At 31.1% G+C, this 17,348-nt stretch carries 20 protein-coding genes; 6 read left to right on the forward strand and 14 right to left on the reverse strand.

The window, feature by feature from the left end:
• Positions 1–6: 6 nt before the first annotated feature.
• The 6 genes from KPL50_RS04880 to KPL50_RS04905 form a co-directional block, all read right to left on the reverse strand.
• Positions 7–411 (reverse strand): MerR family transcriptional regulator, encoded by a 405-nt coding sequence (locus KPL50_RS04880; RefSeq protein WP_216297335.1) that lies wholly within the window; start codon positions 409–411, stop codon positions 7–9.
• Between the two features lie 94 nt (positions 412–505).
• Positions 506–859, reverse strand: a complete 354-nt coding sequence (locus KPL50_RS04885; protein ID WP_216297336.1) for a hypothetical protein — start codon at positions 857–859, stop codon at positions 506–508.
• Between the two features lie 11 nt (positions 860–870).
• A complete protein-coding gene (locus KPL50_RS04890) occupies positions 871–1,254 on the reverse strand; it encodes a 4-fold beta flower protein (RefSeq protein ID WP_216297337.1) in 384 nt (127 codons plus the stop codon).
• Positions 1,226–1,603, reverse strand: coding sequence for a hypothetical protein (locus tag KPL50_RS04895; RefSeq protein ID WP_216297338.1), 378 nt, complete (start codon positions 1,601–1,603; stop codon positions 1,226–1,228). The genes KPL50_RS04890 and KPL50_RS04895 overlap by 29 nt, the downstream gene beginning before the upstream one ends.
• A gap of 116 nt (positions 1,604–1,719) precedes the next feature.
• Positions 1,720–2,340: a response regulator transcription factor gene (locus KPL50_RS04900; protein WP_216297339.1), complete on the reverse strand. Its 621-nt coding sequence runs from the start codon at positions 2,338–2,340 to the stop codon at positions 1,720–1,722.
• On the reverse strand, positions 2,337–3,419 hold the full coding sequence (locus KPL50_RS04905) for a sensor histidine kinase (RefSeq protein WP_253200457.1): 1,083 nt from the start codon (positions 3,417–3,419) through the stop codon (positions 2,337–2,339). Before KPL50_RS04905 ends, KPL50_RS04900 begins: the two co-directional genes overlap by 4 nt.
• A gap of 205 nt (positions 3,420–3,624) precedes the next feature.
• On the opposite strand from KPL50_RS04905, the gene KPL50_RS04910 reads away from it, so the two are divergent.
• The 6 genes from KPL50_RS04910 to KPL50_RS04935 all read left to right on the forward strand — a co-directional run bounded on the left by KPL50_RS04910 (position 3,625) and on the right by KPL50_RS04935 (position 9,517).
• Positions 3,625–4,557, forward strand: a complete 933-nt coding sequence (locus KPL50_RS04910; protein WP_216297340.1) for an ABC transporter ATP-binding protein — start codon at positions 3,625–3,627, stop codon at positions 4,555–4,557.
• Positions 4,558–4,569: 12 nt separating this feature from the next.
• On the forward strand, positions 4,570–5,712 hold the full coding sequence (locus KPL50_RS04915; protein WP_216297341.1) for an ABC transporter permease: 1,143 nt from the start codon (positions 4,570–4,572) through the stop codon (positions 5,710–5,712).
• On the forward strand, positions 5,699–6,868 hold the full coding sequence (locus tag KPL50_RS04920) for an ABC transporter permease (RefSeq protein WP_216297342.1): 1,170 nt from the start codon (positions 5,699–5,701) through the stop codon (positions 6,866–6,868). Before KPL50_RS04915 ends, KPL50_RS04920 begins: the two co-directional genes overlap by 14 nt.
• A 178-nt stretch (positions 6,869–7,046) precedes the next feature.
• Complete coding sequence (locus KPL50_RS04925) at positions 7,047–7,808, forward strand: MerR family transcriptional regulator (protein WP_216297343.1); 762 nt, start codon at positions 7,047–7,049, stop codon at positions 7,806–7,808.
• A gap of 19 nt (positions 7,809–7,827) precedes the next feature.
• The gene (locus tag KPL50_RS04930) at positions 7,828–8,499 is read left to right on the forward strand and encodes an N-acetyltransferase (protein ID WP_216297344.1); all 672 of its coding nucleotides are present in this window, start codon (positions 7,828–7,830) and stop codon (positions 8,497–8,499) included.
• The gene (locus KPL50_RS04935; RefSeq protein ID WP_216297345.1) at positions 8,483–9,517 is read left to right on the forward strand and encodes a S9 family peptidase; all 1,035 of its coding nucleotides are present in this window, start codon (positions 8,483–8,485) and stop codon (positions 9,515–9,517) included. Before KPL50_RS04930 ends, KPL50_RS04935 begins: the two co-directional genes overlap by 17 nt.
• A 129-nt stretch (positions 9,518–9,646) precedes the next feature.
• On the opposite strand, the gene KPL50_RS04940 is transcribed toward KPL50_RS04935, so the two are convergent.
• From KPL50_RS04940 to KPL50_RS04970, 8 genes are all read right to left on the reverse strand, one after another.
• Positions 9,647–11,080 (reverse strand): MFS transporter, encoded by a 1,434-nt coding sequence (locus KPL50_RS04940; RefSeq protein WP_216297346.1) that lies wholly within the window; start codon positions 11,078–11,080, stop codon positions 9,647–9,649.
• 136 nt (positions 11,081–11,216) lie between these two features.
• The gene (locus KPL50_RS04945) at positions 11,217–11,369 is read right to left on the reverse strand and encodes a hypothetical protein (protein WP_216297347.1); all 153 of its coding nucleotides are present in this window, start codon (positions 11,367–11,369) and stop codon (positions 11,217–11,219) included.
• Between the two features lie 448 nt (positions 11,370–11,817).
• Complete coding sequence (locus KPL50_RS27380; RefSeq protein WP_290443198.1) at positions 11,818–13,371, reverse strand: GxGYxYP domain-containing protein; 1,554 nt, start codon at positions 13,369–13,371, stop codon at positions 11,818–11,820.
• Entirely contained in the window at positions 13,358–14,239 is an 882-nt protein-coding gene (locus KPL50_RS27385) for a phytase (RefSeq protein ID WP_290443199.1), read from the reverse strand. The genes KPL50_RS27380 and KPL50_RS27385 overlap by 14 nt, the downstream gene beginning before the upstream one ends.
• Positions 14,240–14,551: 312 nt before the next feature.
• Positions 14,552–14,989 carry a hypothetical protein gene (locus KPL50_RS04955; protein ID WP_216297348.1) on the reverse strand — a complete coding sequence of 146 codons (438 nt, stop codon included), beginning with the start codon at positions 14,987–14,989 and terminating at the stop codon, positions 14,552–14,554.
• A gap of 1 nt (position 14,990) precedes the next feature.
• Positions 14,991–15,188, reverse strand: coding sequence for a helix-turn-helix transcriptional regulator (locus tag KPL50_RS04960; protein WP_216297349.1), 198 nt, complete (start codon positions 15,186–15,188; stop codon positions 14,991–14,993).
• Between the two features lie 357 nt (positions 15,189–15,545).
• Positions 15,546–15,980: a hypothetical protein gene (locus tag KPL50_RS04965; RefSeq protein ID WP_216297350.1), complete on the reverse strand. Its 435-nt coding sequence runs from the start codon at positions 15,978–15,980 to the stop codon at positions 15,546–15,548.
• A 248-nt stretch (positions 15,981–16,228) separates the two neighbouring features.
• Complete coding sequence (locus tag KPL50_RS04970) at positions 16,229–17,338, reverse strand: type I phosphomannose isomerase catalytic subunit (RefSeq protein ID WP_216297351.1); 1,110 nt, start codon at positions 17,336–17,338, stop codon at positions 16,229–16,231.
• Positions 17,339–17,348: the final 10 nt, after the last annotated feature.

A 17,348-nucleotide genomic window follows, 5' to 3' on the forward strand; every position in this document is an offset into this window, starting at 1 on the left:
ATCTCCTTATTTGATGCTACGAAATCCTTCAAGCTTTGTTAAAGCTATTTTAAATTTTTCTTTAGCATTTATTAAAGAAAGCTCTTTTTCTTCAAGTAGTGTTATTTGCCTTTTAATTTGGTTTATAGATTTTTCTATCATAGAATCATCTTTTAATTCTTCCTCAAAAATCCGTTTAACATCGTTTCCGAGTTCCATAATTACTTTAACATCCTTTAAGCAGAATCCTAAACCATCTGTTAAATCCCTTATTCTATTAATATTTTCAATGTCTTCTTCAGAATATAATCTATAAAAAGCATCAGTTCTTTTAGGATTTATAAGTTTCAAGTCTTCGTAATACCTTAATGCCCTTTTTGTAAGCCCAGTTTTAAGAGCAACTTCTTCTATTTTATAATATGTTGTATCCATAACTCACCTCTATATAATATTATACGCCACTATAACCTTTACGTCAAGGTTACGGTGGCGTATTCAAAAAAGTTGTAGATCGAAATTTTTCACATCACTTGCCTTCTTTATAACATTCATCAGGCACATCATCAAAGTTTGGAGTAAGTAGCTTATTAAAACCGAAAGTTAGAGCCACAGTATTAGCTTTTTTTATCTTAAGTTCAATATCATCAATTCCTCTGGCTCTAATAAATATAATAAGAACATCATCTATATTTGTAGTCCTTACGCTAATAAATGATATGTCATTTAAATAAAAGAGAGCTGCAATTACCTCACACTTGTTTATACCTGTGATTCTGTATTCTTGAGTTGTAATGTCGCCGTAATTGCAAATACAAAACAAATGTTCATATAACTCAAATAATATTTGAAGTCTAATTAATTCATTTTCTATCGGAAGCATAAATTAAACACCTACCTTTGATTAAGCCACTGATTGAATGTTAGTTTCGACCATTCACCTGCAGGCTCGGGGGCAAAACCAGGATTTAATGGAACATCATCAATAATTGGTACAGCTGGCAAAATTGGTGGCCCAATATCAAGTGGCGCCTCTGTAAATCCTAGCCCGCCAACCACAGGTCCGCTAGTACTCCAAGCTACAATCCTCCCATCTCTATCCAAAAGATTAGTACCTTTTAATTCACCAATCCATACTCTAGTTTTTGTTGCCCAAACAAAATTGTTATAACTATATGCTACCCATTTTAAATCTTTATTAAATACATTTCTATCTTCTAATAACCACCCAACGAAGTTAGCATTTTTATCATATAAAGGGTCCATTATAATCAACATTAATTGTACCTCCATTCATTTCTTCTTTATTTATAACAGGTATTAACAGATCTCCAAATATCTTAGAGACTACAAATTTACTAGTTTCAATAAAATAATCTTCTGTTTCATCAATGCCAGCACCTAAAACATAAGCAGAAACTGTTTTGTCCTTTTCTATGTTAAAAAAAATCCACCTTCTAAAGGAGAGGTAATAAAGAGCTGCAATTATTTCAATTCTACAATCATCAGGAACCTCATAATCAATCTTAATACACACTTCATAGCCGTAGGTAAATAAGTCCCTATATAATTGAAATAATAAATTATATCTAAGCAACCTACGTTTTTCAAATATTAATAAATCCATAAAACACCTCATACAATTATGTGTTTAGTCCTCTACAAAGGCACCTTATATATAATATGCATGTTAACGTAACTATGACTTGGGAAAAATAGTAAAAAAAACCAACCTTAACTATTTTACTTATTTCTATAATAAAAAATCGCCAGTTGAGTTCGATCACGTAGACAGAGCTTTTCTAGTATGGCACTAATATAATTTCTTATAGTACCTTCACTTAAATATAGTTTCTCTGATATCTCTTTATTGTTTAAGCCGTCAGCTACCTTAACTATTATTTCAAACTCCTTTTCATTTATATCAAAGTCTGAAAATTTCAATTTATTGTTTTCTGTGATTAGAGATGGAATCTTAGTTATTATTTCATCGCCGAAGACTGTTTGCCCAGCCTGTACTGCTTTTAGGCAAGGAATGATACTTTCAAAGTTTTGTTTTAAAAGATAGCCCTTTGAACCTATATTTAAAGCTTTTATAATGTATTCGTCATCTAAAAAAGTGGTGAGAAATAGTATTTTAGCATCATTATGGCTCTTTAGGATTATTTCTGCTCCATTAAGACCTGTCATTGTGTCCATTCTAATATCTATTAATAATATATCTGGCTTTAGAGTTTCATATAGCTCTATTGCCATTTTTCCGTTATATCCCAAGGCGACCACTTCTATATCTGGATCTGATTCTAATATAACTTTTAGTGATACACAGACTAATTTATCATCATCTACAATTAAAATCTTCATTTTATAATCTCCTTTGGAATAGATATAAATATCTTAAACCCATTATCCGTCTTTATATTAACATTACCATACAGCGCGGCAACCCTATCTAGTATATTTCTAATACCAATACCCTTTTCAATGTTATAGTCCTCTACAACTCCATTGTCTTGAATAATAAGCTGATAAAATCCTGGGTGCTCGTTAAGGGTGATAGACACATCTGTGGCACTGGAGTGCTTAATAATGTTAGATATGGCTTCCTTAACTATGGATATAAACGAATATTTTATCCTTTTATCAGGATTTTCACTAATATCATAGTAAAGCTTTATAGGGCAAAAGGAAAATTCTTTTGTAAGGGCATAAATCTGATCATGCAAATCTATAGAATCATCATGAAGATTATGTACACTTGTCCTGACACTATCCATAGCTTGTGACAGGGTATCCTTAATTGCGTCAAGGCTTTCTTTTACAATAGAATTCTTATTAATAACTATTAGAGCTCCAATTTGCAAAAGGCACCGTGATAAAATATGCCCCACATTATCATGGATTTCTCTTGCTATCCTATTTCTTTCAGTTAATGTGGCAAGATTTATTTCATAATCCTGGTTGGCTATCAAGGTAGCATTTTGATCTTCAAGCAGTATGGAAAGTTCTGAAGTCTTGTCTCTAAAATTTATATAATCCTCTTTAAGCCTGGCCGTAGAAATAGTACGAAGCTTTAAGAGTATAGTTAACGCCATAAATGCAATAGTTATAAATATAATTCTATTAGATAAATATCTTTGATTGCTTATTATCGGTATAATGGCAAAGAGATAAATGAAGCGGTATTTATTTCTTATCACATCATATAAAACCAATGGAAGAAATAATAAGAATTCACTAAAAAAGACGCATAGTATTATATAGATAATAAACAGTAACATATGTAACTCATTGTTTTCAAGATAGCTACTTAGGCTACTTATGGTTAATGCAAAGATTATTGGAAAAATCCATAAGCCATGAGCTGATTCCAATAGATATATACTTATGCAACAAAGAAAAATAACTGATTTATCTACAATTTCAAGCATTTCACTCGCCAATGGAACTAGAATAAATATTTCTAGATTCCCATTGAAACCCCCTTTGAAATTATTTTATATTTGGCCATGTGCCATATCACTATATGACATTTGTCACCATAAATAATGATTATATACACTTACAAATCATACCATAAAATCGTACTATATATCTATAGACAAAATCCATTTGAATTAATATTGAGTGAAAGGTTGGGAGAATTTTATGATAGTAAAAGTTAATAATTTAGTAAAAAGGTACAACGAGCTTTTGGCATTAGATCATTTAAATTTAGAAGTTAAAGAGGGTGAAATTTTTGGACTCCTAGGTCCTAACGGTTCAGGTAAATCTACCGCAATAAATTGTATCCTTTCACTTTTAAAGTATGATAAGGGCGAGATAAGTATTTTTGGCAGACCTATGGGACCTGATGCTTATGATATAAAAAAGGATATTGGGGTTGTTATGCAAGATGTAGCTGTCTTTGAGGAACTGACAGTATACGAAAATATAAATTATTTTTGTGGGCTCTATATAACTGATAAGCTTAAGAGAAAAGCACTAGTAGATGAAGCTATAGATTTCGTTGCACTAAATGACTATAAAAAATTTTATCCAAAGAAATTAAGTGGCGGGCTTTTAAGGCGGCTTAATATAGCTTGTGGTATAGCTCATAAACCTAGGCTTCTAATCCTTGATGAACCAACTGTAGCAGTAGACCCTCAAAGTAGAAATAATATTCTATCTGGGATTAAAAAGCTAAATCAGCAAGGGGCTACAATCATATACACCACTCATTATATGGAGGAAGTGGAGCAGCTTTGTGACAGAATAGCCATACTAGACAAGGGTAAAACCGTGGCTCTTGGAACAAAAGAGGAATTAAAAGCCATGATTAAAATTGGAGAGAAAATCACCGTAGAGATATTTAATTTATCTTCCAGTGTTTTAGACAATATCAGAGAATTATCCACGGTGGATAAAGCGGAATATAGAGAAAACACTTTAGTGATTAGATCTACAAAGGGTAAAAATAATATAGTTAGAATTATAGAGTTCTTAAATGATAATAATATTGAGTTTGGAAAAATATACTCTGAATTACCCACTTTAAATGATGTTTTCTTAGAGATAACTGGCAAAGAGCTTAGGGATTAAGGGGGAATAGGTATGTTTAATCATATATTTACTACTAGGATAAAATGTTTATTAAGAGATAAGCAACTGGTTTTTTGGACTTTAATGTTTCCAATAGTTTTGGCCACCTTATTTAAAATAGCTTTTTCTAATCTTTCTACGGGTGAGCTGTTTAAAACTATCAATATAGCTGTGATAAATAGCCAACACTACCAGAACAATGTGGGTTTTAGAGGAGCTATTGATGGAGTTTCTAAGGATGGCAAGGATAAACTTTTTAATGTGACCTTCACGAATGAAACAAATGCTGAGGACCTTCTTAAAAACAGTAAAATAGAGGGGTATATATATCTAAATCCAGAGGTAAATCTAGTAGTTAAGTCCCAGGGACTCAATCAAACGGTGATTAAGACTTTCTTAGATGATTATAAAGAGAGTGCAAGTACCATAGCCACCATTTTAGCATCAAGTCCAGAGGCAAATCCTGCTGATTTAATAAAGGATGCAACAACTCATAAAGAATACACTAAAGAAATTTCAGCGTCAGTAGGAAAGCCAAACACAACTCTTAATTATTTTTATGCACTTATTGCCATGACATGTTTATATGGCGGCATTTCAGGACTAAAGGAAATCACTGATATACAAGGAGATTTATCAAAAAGAGCAGCTAGAATTAATATGGCTCCAGTTCATAAAATAAAGATGTTTATTTATAGTCTCTGCGCAGCATTTTTGATTCAATTTACTGAAATTATCATTGTGCTTGGATATTTACATTTCGCCTTAAAGATTGATTTTGGAAATCAACTATCTTATATTCTGCTTCTCTGCTTTGTAGGATGTGGCACAGGAATTTCCTTTGGGGCTATGATAAGTGCGCTTATTAAAAAAAGTGAAGGTCTAAAAATTGGAGTATTAATAGGTACAACTATGATAGGATCTTTTTTAGCAGGGATGATGTCTTCAGATATAAAATACCTTGTACAAAAAAGCATGCCAATATTATCATATATTAACCCAACAGCACTTATTACAGATGGATTTTACACCTTATATTACTATAATAACCATGGACGATTTTTTATAAATATTTCTATTCTAACCCTTTTATCCCTAGTATTTTGTTTAACCACCTACTTCATTATAAGGAGGCAAAAATATGCAAGTCTTTAAAGCTTACTTTAAAATTATCAAAGCAAATATGGGACAACTGATTATATATTTAACAATTTTCTTAGCAATATCCGTGCTTTATTCTACGATGACGACCACGAAAAATGAAGAAAGCTTTTCTCAAACTAAGACCAATGTAGCCTTCGTAAATCTGGACGAAAACACTGCACTACTTACAGGCTTTAAGGAGTATCTATCAAAAAATGCAAACTTTATTGATATTGAAAATAAACAGGAAAATTTACAAGATGCACTATTTTTTAGGGATGTGGATTATATAATAACGGTGCCTGTGGATTTTACACAGAATTTTTTACTGGGAAAACCCGTAGAGCTGCAAAAGACTATAGTGCCAAACTCTACAACGCGTATGTATGTTGATATGGCAATAAATAAATACTTTAATATGGCAAGGGTATATGTTAATAATGTCCCAGGAATAACAGAAGAAAATTTGGTAAAAGAAGTTTCTATAGGGGCCTCCACTGAAACAAGGGTGCAGTTAAAATCCTTCGGTGATAAAAAACAAAATAATGCCCTTACTGTGGCCTCCTTTAATTACCTCGCCTATTCATTATTTTCAATACTAATCCTTGGGATAAGTTCTATTTTGATGGTATTTAATGATAAAAACTTAAAGAGAAGAAACTTATGCTCCCCAATGAAAAATAGCTCCTTTAATTTACAACTGATCATGGGAAATCTAGTTTTTGCTCTCGCCACTTATGGAGTTATGGCCGGTTTTGGATTCATCCTAAATAGGAAGCATATGATGTCTTATAATGGCTTATTGTTATGTATTAACGCCCTAGTGTTTACTATCGCAGCCTTAAGTATAAGTTACCTTGTAGGCCTTTTAATAAAAAACAAAGACGCTCAATCTGCCATAGCAAATGTCCTAGCACTAGGATTTTCCTTCATTAGTGGAGTATTTGTTCCACAAGAATTTTTAAGTGAGAAGGCCATGACTATAGCTAGCTTTACTCCTACCTACTGGTATGTAAAAGCCAACAATGTTATAGGCACGCTGTCAAATTTCAGTTTTGATAATCTTTCGGAAGTATTTACTTATATGTTAATAGAACTTGGTTTTGCCATAGCTATTTTTTCAGTAGCTTTAGTTGTAAGTAAACAAAAGAGAATAACTAATAGTTAGCCTCTTACTAACAGACTTCTCTCTAACTCCATTATTAATCTTAAAAGCATTCTTGGTATAAATTGGCTAGAATTTTTAAAATCCTAGCCAATTTTTTTTATATACAAATTTTTCTTGACATTAGGTCAGACCTAAGGTTTATAGTTAACTTATAATTAATCAGATTGGAGTGACTTAAATGAACGAATATATAAGAATTAGTGAACTCTCTAGACTCATGAATTTATCTGTTCATCAAATTCGTTATTTTGAAGAAAAAGGGATACTTTATCCCTCATATGTAGATAAGAACAAATATCGTATGTATGGAATCAAGGAGATTTATCAGCTTTCTCAAATTTTACTTCTTCGCAAGCTTAATATATCTGTGAAAGAAATTAAAGAGTCTCTTATATCTTACTCTGCAGATGATTATAGTCAGCTTTTAAAAAATTCTTTGAAAGGAATTGAATCCGAAATTGATCAATTAATTAATCTTAAGCACTTTATTAAGATAACTCTTGAAGAGCATAATGAATCAGAAAATAATCTAGAAAATGATTATAAAATTAGCTGCTATGACACTCGTTATATGAAACAGTGGATTCAGCTAGAGGAACAAGAAAAATTAAATGCAAGAAATCTTTACGAGAAAAGAATTCAATTACCCAATTTATTTGAATCTGACTTGCATTACTTGTATGATTACAATAAAGTTGCAATATGTTTTGAGTCAAGTCATACATCAGACATAATGTTGGAAAAAGGAAAGTACCTCATTAAAAACTTTTTAGTAACTGTGGACAATGATATTTTAGAAGAAATTGAAAAGTTACAGCGGTATATAATTGAAAATCAGTACTCATCATCAGGTGAAATTATAATTATAGAAAAGTCTTATCTTTCTATGTTTAGTAACAATAAACTATTTTATCAACTACAAGTAAAAATCAATGAATAAAACTATTGGAGGTATTCAAATGATCCAACCAATTATAGTTCCTTATCAAAATGAAGACAACGAAACCATTTGCAGCCTTTTAGTAGAATCATTTCATGGAAAATTTCATTCTCTTGTAAATCTTGATGATAAGAATATTGTCAAATTGTTAAGAGAAACTTGGAGTAACGATTCAAATGATTTAGCAAAAAAGCAAATGGTAATCAAAGAGAACGGAAAAATCATAGGCACCATCCTTTTAAAATGGAAAGAGAATAATCAAGCAAAACCCATACCCATCAACATTAATTTTATGTGTCTCTTAAAGCAATTCGGATTAACTAATATATTCAAATTCATTGTTGGAACGAGCTTTCTTGAGTATCAACCAAAACAGCAGGAATGTTATATTGAGCATATTGCTATTTCTTCCAGTTATCAGAATAAAGGAATTGGTAAACTTCTTCTTGCTTGGTCTAAAAGTTTTGTATGCAATAATCCTCAATTTAAAAGATTAACTTTATATGTGTCTGACAAGAACAAAAATGCCATTCATTTATATGAAAAGATGGGATTTCATATTGAAAAATCAAAGTATAATTTAGTAAGACGGATTTTTTTTCAAGAGCCAAATTGGCATTTTATGACATGGTCCAAATTAGAACATATTAACAAAAATATTAGGGGTGAAAGAGATGAAAAAAAGATTTAAACCTTTATTATTAGTAACCATAGGCATACTTACTGCTAGTGTATTACTTTTCCTATATCAAAATACTTATAGCATAATTGAAAAAAAAATAGAAATAAATACGCCTAATGGAGTTTTGACAGGTATTTTAGCTTTACCAACTAATTATTCTGGGAAGTTAGGTCTTGTGGTATTTGTTCATGGAGATGGCACGCTTAATGCTACTTATGATGATGGATATAAACCTCTGTGGGAAAAATTAACTTCTGTTGGATACGCCTCATTATCTTGGAATAAACCAGGAATTAATGGTTCATCTGGTAATTGGTTGGATCAAAGTATGGAGGATCGTGCACAAGAAGTTATTACTGTAATAGACTGGGCTAAATATTTACCCGAGATTGATAGTAAAAGAATCGGTTTATGGGGTTCAAGTCAAGCTGGCTGGGTTATCCCAAAAGTTGTAAAGGAGAATAAAAGTATAGCCTTTAGTATTCTTGTGGCACCAGCTATAAATTGGATATCTCAAGGACAATACAATACAAAAAAAAGCTTGGAAAAAGGCGGGCATTCTAAAAAAGAAATAAAAGAGGTAGAAAAATATGATAATCAAGTTTTAAACTTATTGGAATCACGCTCCACCTATGTCCAATATCTAAAAATCGCAAATAAAGATAGTTTGATTTCTAAAGATAGATGGAATTTTATTAAAAAGAATTATAACTCTGATGTAACAGAGGATTTGAAACACTTTAATTCCCCTGTTCATTTAGTCTTAGGTGGTCAGGATATAAATGTAGATGTTAATAATACTGAACTTATTTATCGTCAAAATATACAATCTAATCTTTTATCTGTATCCTTTTTACCTAACGCAAATCATTCAATGCTAAAAAAGAATATAGCTACATCTAAACTACTAACCAATCTAACCGCTATTTTCTTTCCCAGGTATCTTTTCGATGACAAATATTTAAATGATTTAACTCAATTTGTTAGTCAAATTGACAAAAGCTTAGCAGGCGTGCCCCTACCATAAAAAATAATCCTAGTAGCACGCCTAATGCCCACATATTGTATACATGATGATACAACTAATTTAATATTATATAATGGAAATATTAGTGATATCATATTGAATTTCACTTTGTGTAGGTGGTAAAATATTTTAAGAATTCAATTTCTCAGCAATCTTTTTCTGAATATCCTCAACTCTGGCTCTATTAAGATTATAGCCTGAGATGCTTAAAAGTGCTGCTATAAAGCTTAGTCCTGAGCCAACACTTAGCAATAAACCAAGAATAATTACTGTGCTTTCGGCTTGAAGGGGCAGGTTGGCATCGAATTTAACTATATCTAATAAAAAACCTATAAGTAGCAAGGTTATAGATTGAGAGAGTTTATAAAACAATGTTAGACAACCGTAATAGCTTCCCTCAGCCCTTTTCCCAGTATTAAGTTCATCTAAATCAATGACATCTGCAATCATTGAAAACGGCAGAGTAAACAATCCTCCTGTACCAAAGCCTGCCAGTATTGCAAAGGGTATGAAGTATAATGCATTACCCATTACATGGTTCTTCATAAGCACTAATATAAGAAAAAATAAGCTACTCATAAAACAAAGTATAATACCTAAAATCATCGAAGGCTTTTTATCTAATCTTTTAGATGCTATGGCCCATATAGGCTGAGATAATATGGAAACAAGAAGTTGTATTCCAACGATAAGGGCAATCTGCTGACTATTTAGGGAAAATGTGTAGGTAAACACATGTAACCCTGTATTTGCAACCAATGCTGAAGCTATGTTTGTAAACATAAATGAAAAAGCCACATATCTAAAGGTTTTGTTAAGAAAAATTTCCTTAAAGGCTGACAGCAGAGTTTTTATAGTTGCATTACTTACTCCCTTCTCAGCATGCTCATTGAGGATAGGAATATATTTCTTTGTAGAGTAAAAACAAATAAGGGAAAAGATAATAATTAGAATTGAGGAAAAAATCCCCATAGAACTATAGGAACCAGGGTTTAGTTGCCCAGAAGGAAACTCTGAAGTAGGACGAAAAAAAACAAACATTCCAAAAACTGATACAAAAGCTAGTCCAAGAAGAAAAAATACAGTTTTAACACCTTGAATGTTAGTTCTTTCATTGTAATCATTAGATAATTCAGCACCAAGGGCGGTATAAGGAGTTACATATATTGTACTGAAGGTTTTGATTACTAAAATCAGAAGGAATATAATAGCGAATTTTAAATAATCTGATAATCCCGAGCTTATATTCCATAAAAGGTAATTAGATATTCCTAGGCCTATACCTCCTATAAGTATATATTGATGTCGTCTGCCGAAAATTTTAGATTTAGTCATGTCTGAAACGTATCCCATTAACGGGTCAGTAATAGCATCCCAAATTATACTTAGGCTTACAGCTAAGCCAACAAGGCTACCAGGGATATTAAGAATAGCTGTACAATAAAAAACTAAATAGGTTCCTATAACTTGACTAGAAATACCTGCGCTGAAGTTTCCGGACCCATAGCCTATTTTATCTAAAAGAGGAATTTTTCTGTGGCTGTTGCTTTGATGCTTACTCAAGATAACACTCCTTGTTTTATATTATTATTTTAGAGATCTGAAATAACCCATTTAGTAAAAATTTCAGTTAAAAAAGGGCACTACTTTACAAAAAGTGTTCTTACTGTAAAATATTTTTTCATTCTATACATATAGATTATTTGCCATATAACCCTTGACCACCTGATGCTGGGCTTTGTGTTCCGTAAATTGTTGCTCTCTTAGTATTTTTTTGAGTCGAAGATTTTGCTTTTTTTTCTTCAATAATTTTTTTCATTAGTTCCATGTTTTTGTTCATATCATTTTTCATGTTTTTACCTTCTTTTTTTTATTTTTTACACCTTTTACATTAAAAAATTAATTGCTACCTTCTAAATTAATAGAGCTATAAATTTTTGCAAGGTATGATTTATTATTTTATTAATCCATTATACACCAAAAACAGTCCTTTTAGTGACACATATTTACTAATATATTATTTACTCAAAATAAAAATATCCCATAGATATTGGTCCTGCTTTTAATTTACAATTAATTATTAATTTTGTCACTATAATGACACATAGAATTGTTAGTATAAGTACATAGAAAGTAATTGATTTTTTTTAATTAAAGCCCCCTTTAATTAAATATAAATTTAGTATAACAGTAAAAAGAACTGATGAATATAATCAGTTCTTTTTACTGTTTAGTGGCATAACTGCTATATAATTTAATCTATTTCATGAGACTTAACTGCATTATTTGTATTCTAGATACTAGTGTTTAACATTCTTCTTTATCAATTCCATAAATGTTTCTGGGGTGACTATTGACACTTTAGGATTTCCATTTAGCTTATTCACAACTTTTTCAATATTACTTAGGTTTTTGCTCCAAGCATGAACATAAACAAAGGTATAACTGTTAGAATTATAAATATCTACTTGCCCAGAGTCAATTCGACTGTTAATATTTTTCACAAGCTCATCTTCACTTTCAAGACTATCCCAAAGTAAATCTCTACAGGACACTATAGGTTTATTATTAGACCAAATAATTTCTCCGTGATAGTTATCGTGCTTATGATAATCAAGATAAAACAGTCCTCGGATACCAGGCATAATAGTAAATTTTTCCCAAAGTTCCTTATTATAAAAGGAGTCATCATCTATAATCGCAACATATTTCTGATCTACTTTTCCCATATAATCATCTAATCTATTAATATATATACCTAGTGCATCCTTATCAAATTTACTTGGGTACATATAACCATTTCCAGATGGTGGCACTATAAAATAGTCATTAGTGGATCCATGAGCTGCACTTTCATAATATAATTTGAATACAGTAGGTGCAAGGTAATATATTGATGGGCTTAACGCCCAACCCAAATTGAATTTGCCTTTATAAGGAGAACTATACCACTTGTGAGAACCAAAATTAGTCCCAAGGTCCCACTGTTGATTATCTCCATCAGACATAATAAATGTTACATTATGAACACTTTCACTACTTGGAATGTTCATTAACGTTTTTTGAGACATAGGTAATGAAGGAAATGAACTTAATACAGTTAAATTATAAGACCAATCTGCAGCAACCACACTAATACCATATTTCGAAGCTGTACTGATATTAATAAATTCATCTGGTCCCCAACCTAAGCAAATGGAGTCGCTTTCCATGGTTGAAAATACTCTATCGCGAAGAGAAGTATCATTTATACTATCCTCATAAAATATTAGGGATTTGGTCATTATGCCATAGTCTCGCAGGGCGGAAGCTTTGCCCGGGGATAGTTGAATTACTATAGAGTGATTGAGTCCAGAATTCCATAAATTATCATAGGCCCATTTTTCATCTGTGTTTCTGCAGTCGCCTTTAATCTTTGTGATTCCATAGGTAAATACTTTATCCTGGATATCTTCATCAACTGCAATGCAATTATTTAACGCAGCAAGTGAACAAGCATTATTTATCGAAGGATCTTTTAGCGATTTATTATTGTAAAGTACGTATCCATCAATATAATCTTTAAATACATCTAATAAGCGCCAAGGGTCTGTGATAGTTTCGTATGAGACTCCATAATTTTTTTTTAAATCCTCTAGCCATATTTGATAATCTGGCTGTGAAGAGTTAAGTGTATATATTTGAGATGACGAATGACTATTAACCAATCCTTGAAGGGTAGCTATCATTGTCCTTTCACTAGAAGTCATTATATTTTGAGAAATAACATATAAATAAGTTGGTATTGTAGGATTCTTTATATACTTATTAGTATTGAGAGCTTTTTTCCAGTCGCTCCATTTAATATTTGTCATCTGTATTATCCTTACAGTATTTATAGAAATTTTGCAAAAAATTAATTCTTTCATTATTAGAAAAAGATTTTATATGACTCTCATCAAAATTAGCTAAAAGTAGTTGTCTATTTATAATATCATCAGCCGAAACTCTTTTGGAATTTTTCATCATATCATACATAATCATAAAGGTAGTAGTCCTTCCTATGCCTTGTTTACAGTGAAAATGAAGCCATGTATTTTTAGGCTGTAGTTTTACTAAACAAACAAAGTAATCCACCATATCATCTGTAGGTATTTTACCATCAGTAACAGGGATGCGTTCATATGATAATGATTTAGAATTAACAAGATAATCTTCGTCTTCAACTTTTGTTGGAACTACAGTTATATTCTTATGATTATAAAAAGTAATAGGCACATTTAATTTAATACTGCTCAGTTTAATATATTCATCTAATAAAACTTGGTCCATTGTTAACCCTATGTTGGCATCATTTCTTGCATTAGCCCAGCTAACAGGAGCTCCATTAATAAAACCGTGTGATTCTTGTCTTAAGTCAATAACTGTTATAGGTAATGTATTTCCTATACTTTCCATTATAAGAGGTAAATTGAACTCGGAAAATTGTTGGCTACCAGAAATGTTTAACGTATTTAGTCCACTAACATTTAAATCACTCTTGCTTTGTGTATTTATTAAATCGGAAGATTTACGAAAATGGTATGGCATGCCATTGTAATTTTGCGTATCTGCAACAAGATTTATATTGTTGTCATCTAAAGCCGAATCAGAGGCTTGTGTATTTTCATTTTTTATTTCTCTTGAAGAAATCCTTTTATCATAAGACTGCATCATATTATAAAAATAAGGGCACCAGTACATATATCTCCTCCATAAAAAAATAGATCTCACCATATATTATGAATGAAAAATTATTTTGATACTGAGTCGGATTGTTATATGCTCTACCCATTGATAAACTATAATTAACCATTAATTAATTATAAACAAATGATAAGTCAACAATGTCATTAATTTGCTTTAAAATTTTATTTTACTATACTTATTCGACATATCTTTTAAAATTCCTTTTTGTTTTTTAGTCTTTTATACAAAAAAATCGCCATCTTTAATTTGATGACGATTTTTTATATCGTTTTTCAGTGGCTTCCTGAAAATGGAGGGCTATTTTTTTTACATCTTACTATTATAATACTTATAAGAAATTAGAAACGCTAAAAATTGAACATATAACGCTCCTATGCAAATAAACGCAGGTATTCTATAATCAAGTGCAACAAATACAAAAGCCATAATTGCAAAAAGAAAATAACCAGTAGTATTCGAAACAGAACAAGCAATCCTTAAAATTTGAATATTTCTTTCATCCTTTAATTCGATTTCTTCTTGCTTTAATTTTGCAACAGAAGTTCTTTTGTAATAAATTAATTTAAATATCCCAATTGCTATAAAAGCACTTCCTACCCCTGTAAACATGCCCATAAGCATACTAATATTGTCCGCCTCATCAGGAACTCCTATATTACCTACTATCCCAAATATAAAACTTATAATACCAACCACAATCAAAGTTGCCCAAATTCTATTGTTTTTCATTGATTTACAAAACATATTATTCCTCCTCATAAATAAAAATTTCTTCAATTGACATATTAAAATATTTAGCAATTTTAAAAGCTAATATAATAGATGGGTTATATCGACCATTTTCCAAGGAACCAATTGTCTGCCTTGAAACCTCCAAGGCTGTTGCCAGTTCTTCCTGCTTAATACCCCTTTGTTTTCGAATTTCTTCTAATCTATTTTTCACAAGTAGATTCACTCCTTTAATTTTATTGTTTTACGGAAAGCTAACTTTACATTAATAATACCACTTATGATATTTCATGTCAAGCACGCTTTCCATATAAATTTGAAAACAGTAAATTTTTTTTAAATTTGCTAAATGTTATATTTATGCGGCATTCCTGTTATGAATTAAAGATACATGTGAGAAAAACCCCTAAGATTAAATTAGGCCACTGAAAAAAGCACTCTTTTTTCAGTAAAGTTTTAAGCTTGAACAGAAAAAGCATGAGATATCCATATTTATGGATATTTCATGCTTTATATTTTTATAATTAAGTTAAAAAAGCCCTATTTCATGCTTTTCCACTTAATTATTCTCTTAATTAATTATTTCTTCATTTATAGTTTTTACTTCTTCATTTAATTCAAATAAATCTTGAAAAATTCCATCAATAGTGTTTTCATCAATAAATGCTCTCAATTTTGGGTTACGATCTTCCGTATTAATATACTGAATAAAATAACCCCCTACTTTTTCAGCAACACTTAATTTAATAGATATATTTTGTCTAAGCCTATCTTTATTAAATAAAGTAAAAGTAACATTTTTATCAGAAGATTTTATTTCGATTTTTTTATAAAGGTTTATATCGATATATTCATTTAAATCTGTTGTTGCTCGAATATTTTTTATTTTATATTTGTCTAGATTACTATTAATTTCATCAACAAAGTTTTGCATTGCTATACTAATAACATTTTTATCAATAGTTAAATTTCTTAATTGTAAGACTAATTCTTCTTTCCAATTCATCTCATTCACCACTCCTATAAAGCATAATTTCTATTTTAAAAAGGCAATTCCTTATTTTTTTAATATTTCTATATCTTTAGCTATACTGATGTATATATTATATATTCTTCTATTAAACTATTCTGAAAACTAAAAAAAATACCGATTTATCTGCATTTTAACTATCGCCTTTTTAAAATTTCTTATAATTATTCCATATATTTATGTTCATTGGAACATGATTAGTGCAACTCTTATAATGGATGCTCTTAATTGATTACTTCTTCATTATTAGATACCATGCATATTTCTAATATTTCTTCACTATCGCGTTCCAATATGCTTTGTTTCAAAGCTGCCGCAATGAAAAAGCTATCACCCTTTTTAAAAACAATACTACAATGATCTGTAGTAATTTTTAAACAGCCTTTGCATACGATTCCGACCTGGGGTTTATTTTCTTTCTTATAAATCATTTTACCAATAACTGTTAATCTAACCACTTCAAAACTGGAAGTAACCGTTGTATCTATCAGTTTTTCTATACAATAATCCTCATTTCTTACCAATACCTTTGGTTCCATAAGGCTTTTCCCTACAATATCCACCACGCTATATTGCTTATAATCAAAAATATCTAAACAAAATTCTAAATCTTTTCCCATAAATCTTGCCTGTGCTGGCACAATTACACCCTCACGGTTAAATTCGCACCTCACAACCAGGTCGGAGGGTTCCATGATTTCAAGCATTGTAATTCCTTTTCCTATTGCATGTGGCATTCCTCCTGGAATGTACCATACCTGCCCTGGTTTTACTGATATTTTTTCAAAACATGCATCCAAAGCTTCTATGTTTTGTTCTTCAATAATCTCTCTCCACCGAGCCTTAGATGGCGCATTCTGGAATCCCAAACGAATATATGGTTCAATTCCACTGCGGACGTTTAAAATATAATAACACTCCTGCTTTCCGTAAGGGTTTCCCAAATACTTCATGGCAAACTCTTTGGTGGGGTGTGCTTGTACATGAAGCCTCATAGAAGAGTCTAGAATTTTAAATAGAAATCCTAGGTCCGGTTCTTTTTCATGTTGAAATAAATCACCCAGATAATATATTGGATCCTGTAAAATTATATTTTTCAGCAAATGCTCTTCGCCATCAATGCTTACACGCGATAACCCTTCCTGTTCTATGGTCTCCATTCCTGGATTATGTGCATTGACCAAAGAACCGATCCATTCTTCTGGACGATCATTATCTATACATTCCGCATACCCGTGGAACTGATCTATTCCCGCCCCTCCAAGATAATTTCTTCTCACCCTGTTTGGCAGTAAAGTCATGATAAGATGATTCACCTTTTCCTCCATTGTCATGTGACCTCCT

The sequence above is a fragment of the Clostridium sp. CF012 genome, assembly GCF_018861755.1.
In the GTDB taxonomy this organism is placed as follows: Bacteria; Bacillota; Clostridia; order Clostridiales; family Clostridiaceae; genus Clostridium_AD.

Coding starts and splice junctions, on each gene's coding strand:
- KPL50_RS04880 (WP_216297335.1), bottom strand. CDS start 411: ATGGATACAACATATTATAAAATAGAAGAAGTTGCTCTTAAAACTGGG.
- KPL50_RS04885 (WP_216297336.1), bottom strand. CDS start 859: ATGCTTCCGATAGAAAATGAATTAATTAGACTTCAAATATTATTTGAG.
- KPL50_RS04890 (WP_216297337.1), bottom strand. CDS start 1,254: ATGTTGATTATAATGGACCCTTTATATGATAAAAATGCTAACTTCGTT.
- KPL50_RS04895 (WP_216297338.1), bottom strand. CDS start 1,603: ATGGATTTATTAATATTTGAAAAACGTAGGTTGCTTAGATATAATTTA.
- KPL50_RS04900 (WP_216297339.1), bottom strand. CDS start 2,340: ATGAAGATTTTAATTGTAGATGATGATAAATTAGTCTGTGTATCACTA.
- KPL50_RS04910 (WP_216297340.1), top strand. CDS start 3,625: ATGATAGTAAAAGTTAATAATTTAGTAAAAAGGTACAACGAGCTTTTG.
- KPL50_RS04915 (WP_216297341.1), top strand. CDS start 4,570: ATGTTTAATCATATATTTACTACTAGGATAAAATGTTTATTAAGAGAT.
- KPL50_RS04920 (WP_216297342.1), top strand. CDS start 5,699: ATGCAAGTCTTTAAAGCTTACTTTAAAATTATCAAAGCAAATATGGGA.
- KPL50_RS04925 (WP_216297343.1), top strand. CDS start 7,047: ATGAACGAATATATAAGAATTAGTGAACTCTCTAGACTCATGAATTTA.
- KPL50_RS04930 (WP_216297344.1), top strand. CDS start 7,828: ATGATCCAACCAATTATAGTTCCTTATCAAAATGAAGACAACGAAACC.
- KPL50_RS04935 (WP_216297345.1), top strand. CDS start 8,483: ATGAAAAAAAGATTTAAACCTTTATTATTAGTAACCATAGGCATACTT.
- KPL50_RS04945 (WP_216297347.1), bottom strand. CDS start 11,369: ATGAAAAATGATATGAACAAAAACATGGAACTAATGAAAAAAATTATT.
- KPL50_RS27380 (WP_290443198.1), bottom strand. CDS start 13,371: ATGACAAATATTAAATGGAGCGACTGGAAAAAAGCTCTCAATACTAAT.
- KPL50_RS27385 (WP_290443199.1), bottom strand. CDS start 14,239: ATGTACTGGTGCCCTTATTTTTATAATATGATGCAGTCTTATGATAAA.
- KPL50_RS04955 (WP_216297348.1), bottom strand. CDS start 14,989: ATGTTTTGTAAATCAATGAAAAACAATAGAATTTGGGCAACTTTGATT.
- KPL50_RS04965 (WP_216297350.1), bottom strand. CDS start 15,980: ATGAATTGGAAAGAAGAATTAGTCTTACAATTAAGAAATTTAACTATT.
- KPL50_RS04970 (WP_216297351.1), bottom strand. CDS start 17,338: ATGACAATGGAGGAAAAGGTGAATCATCTTATCATGACTTTACTGCCA.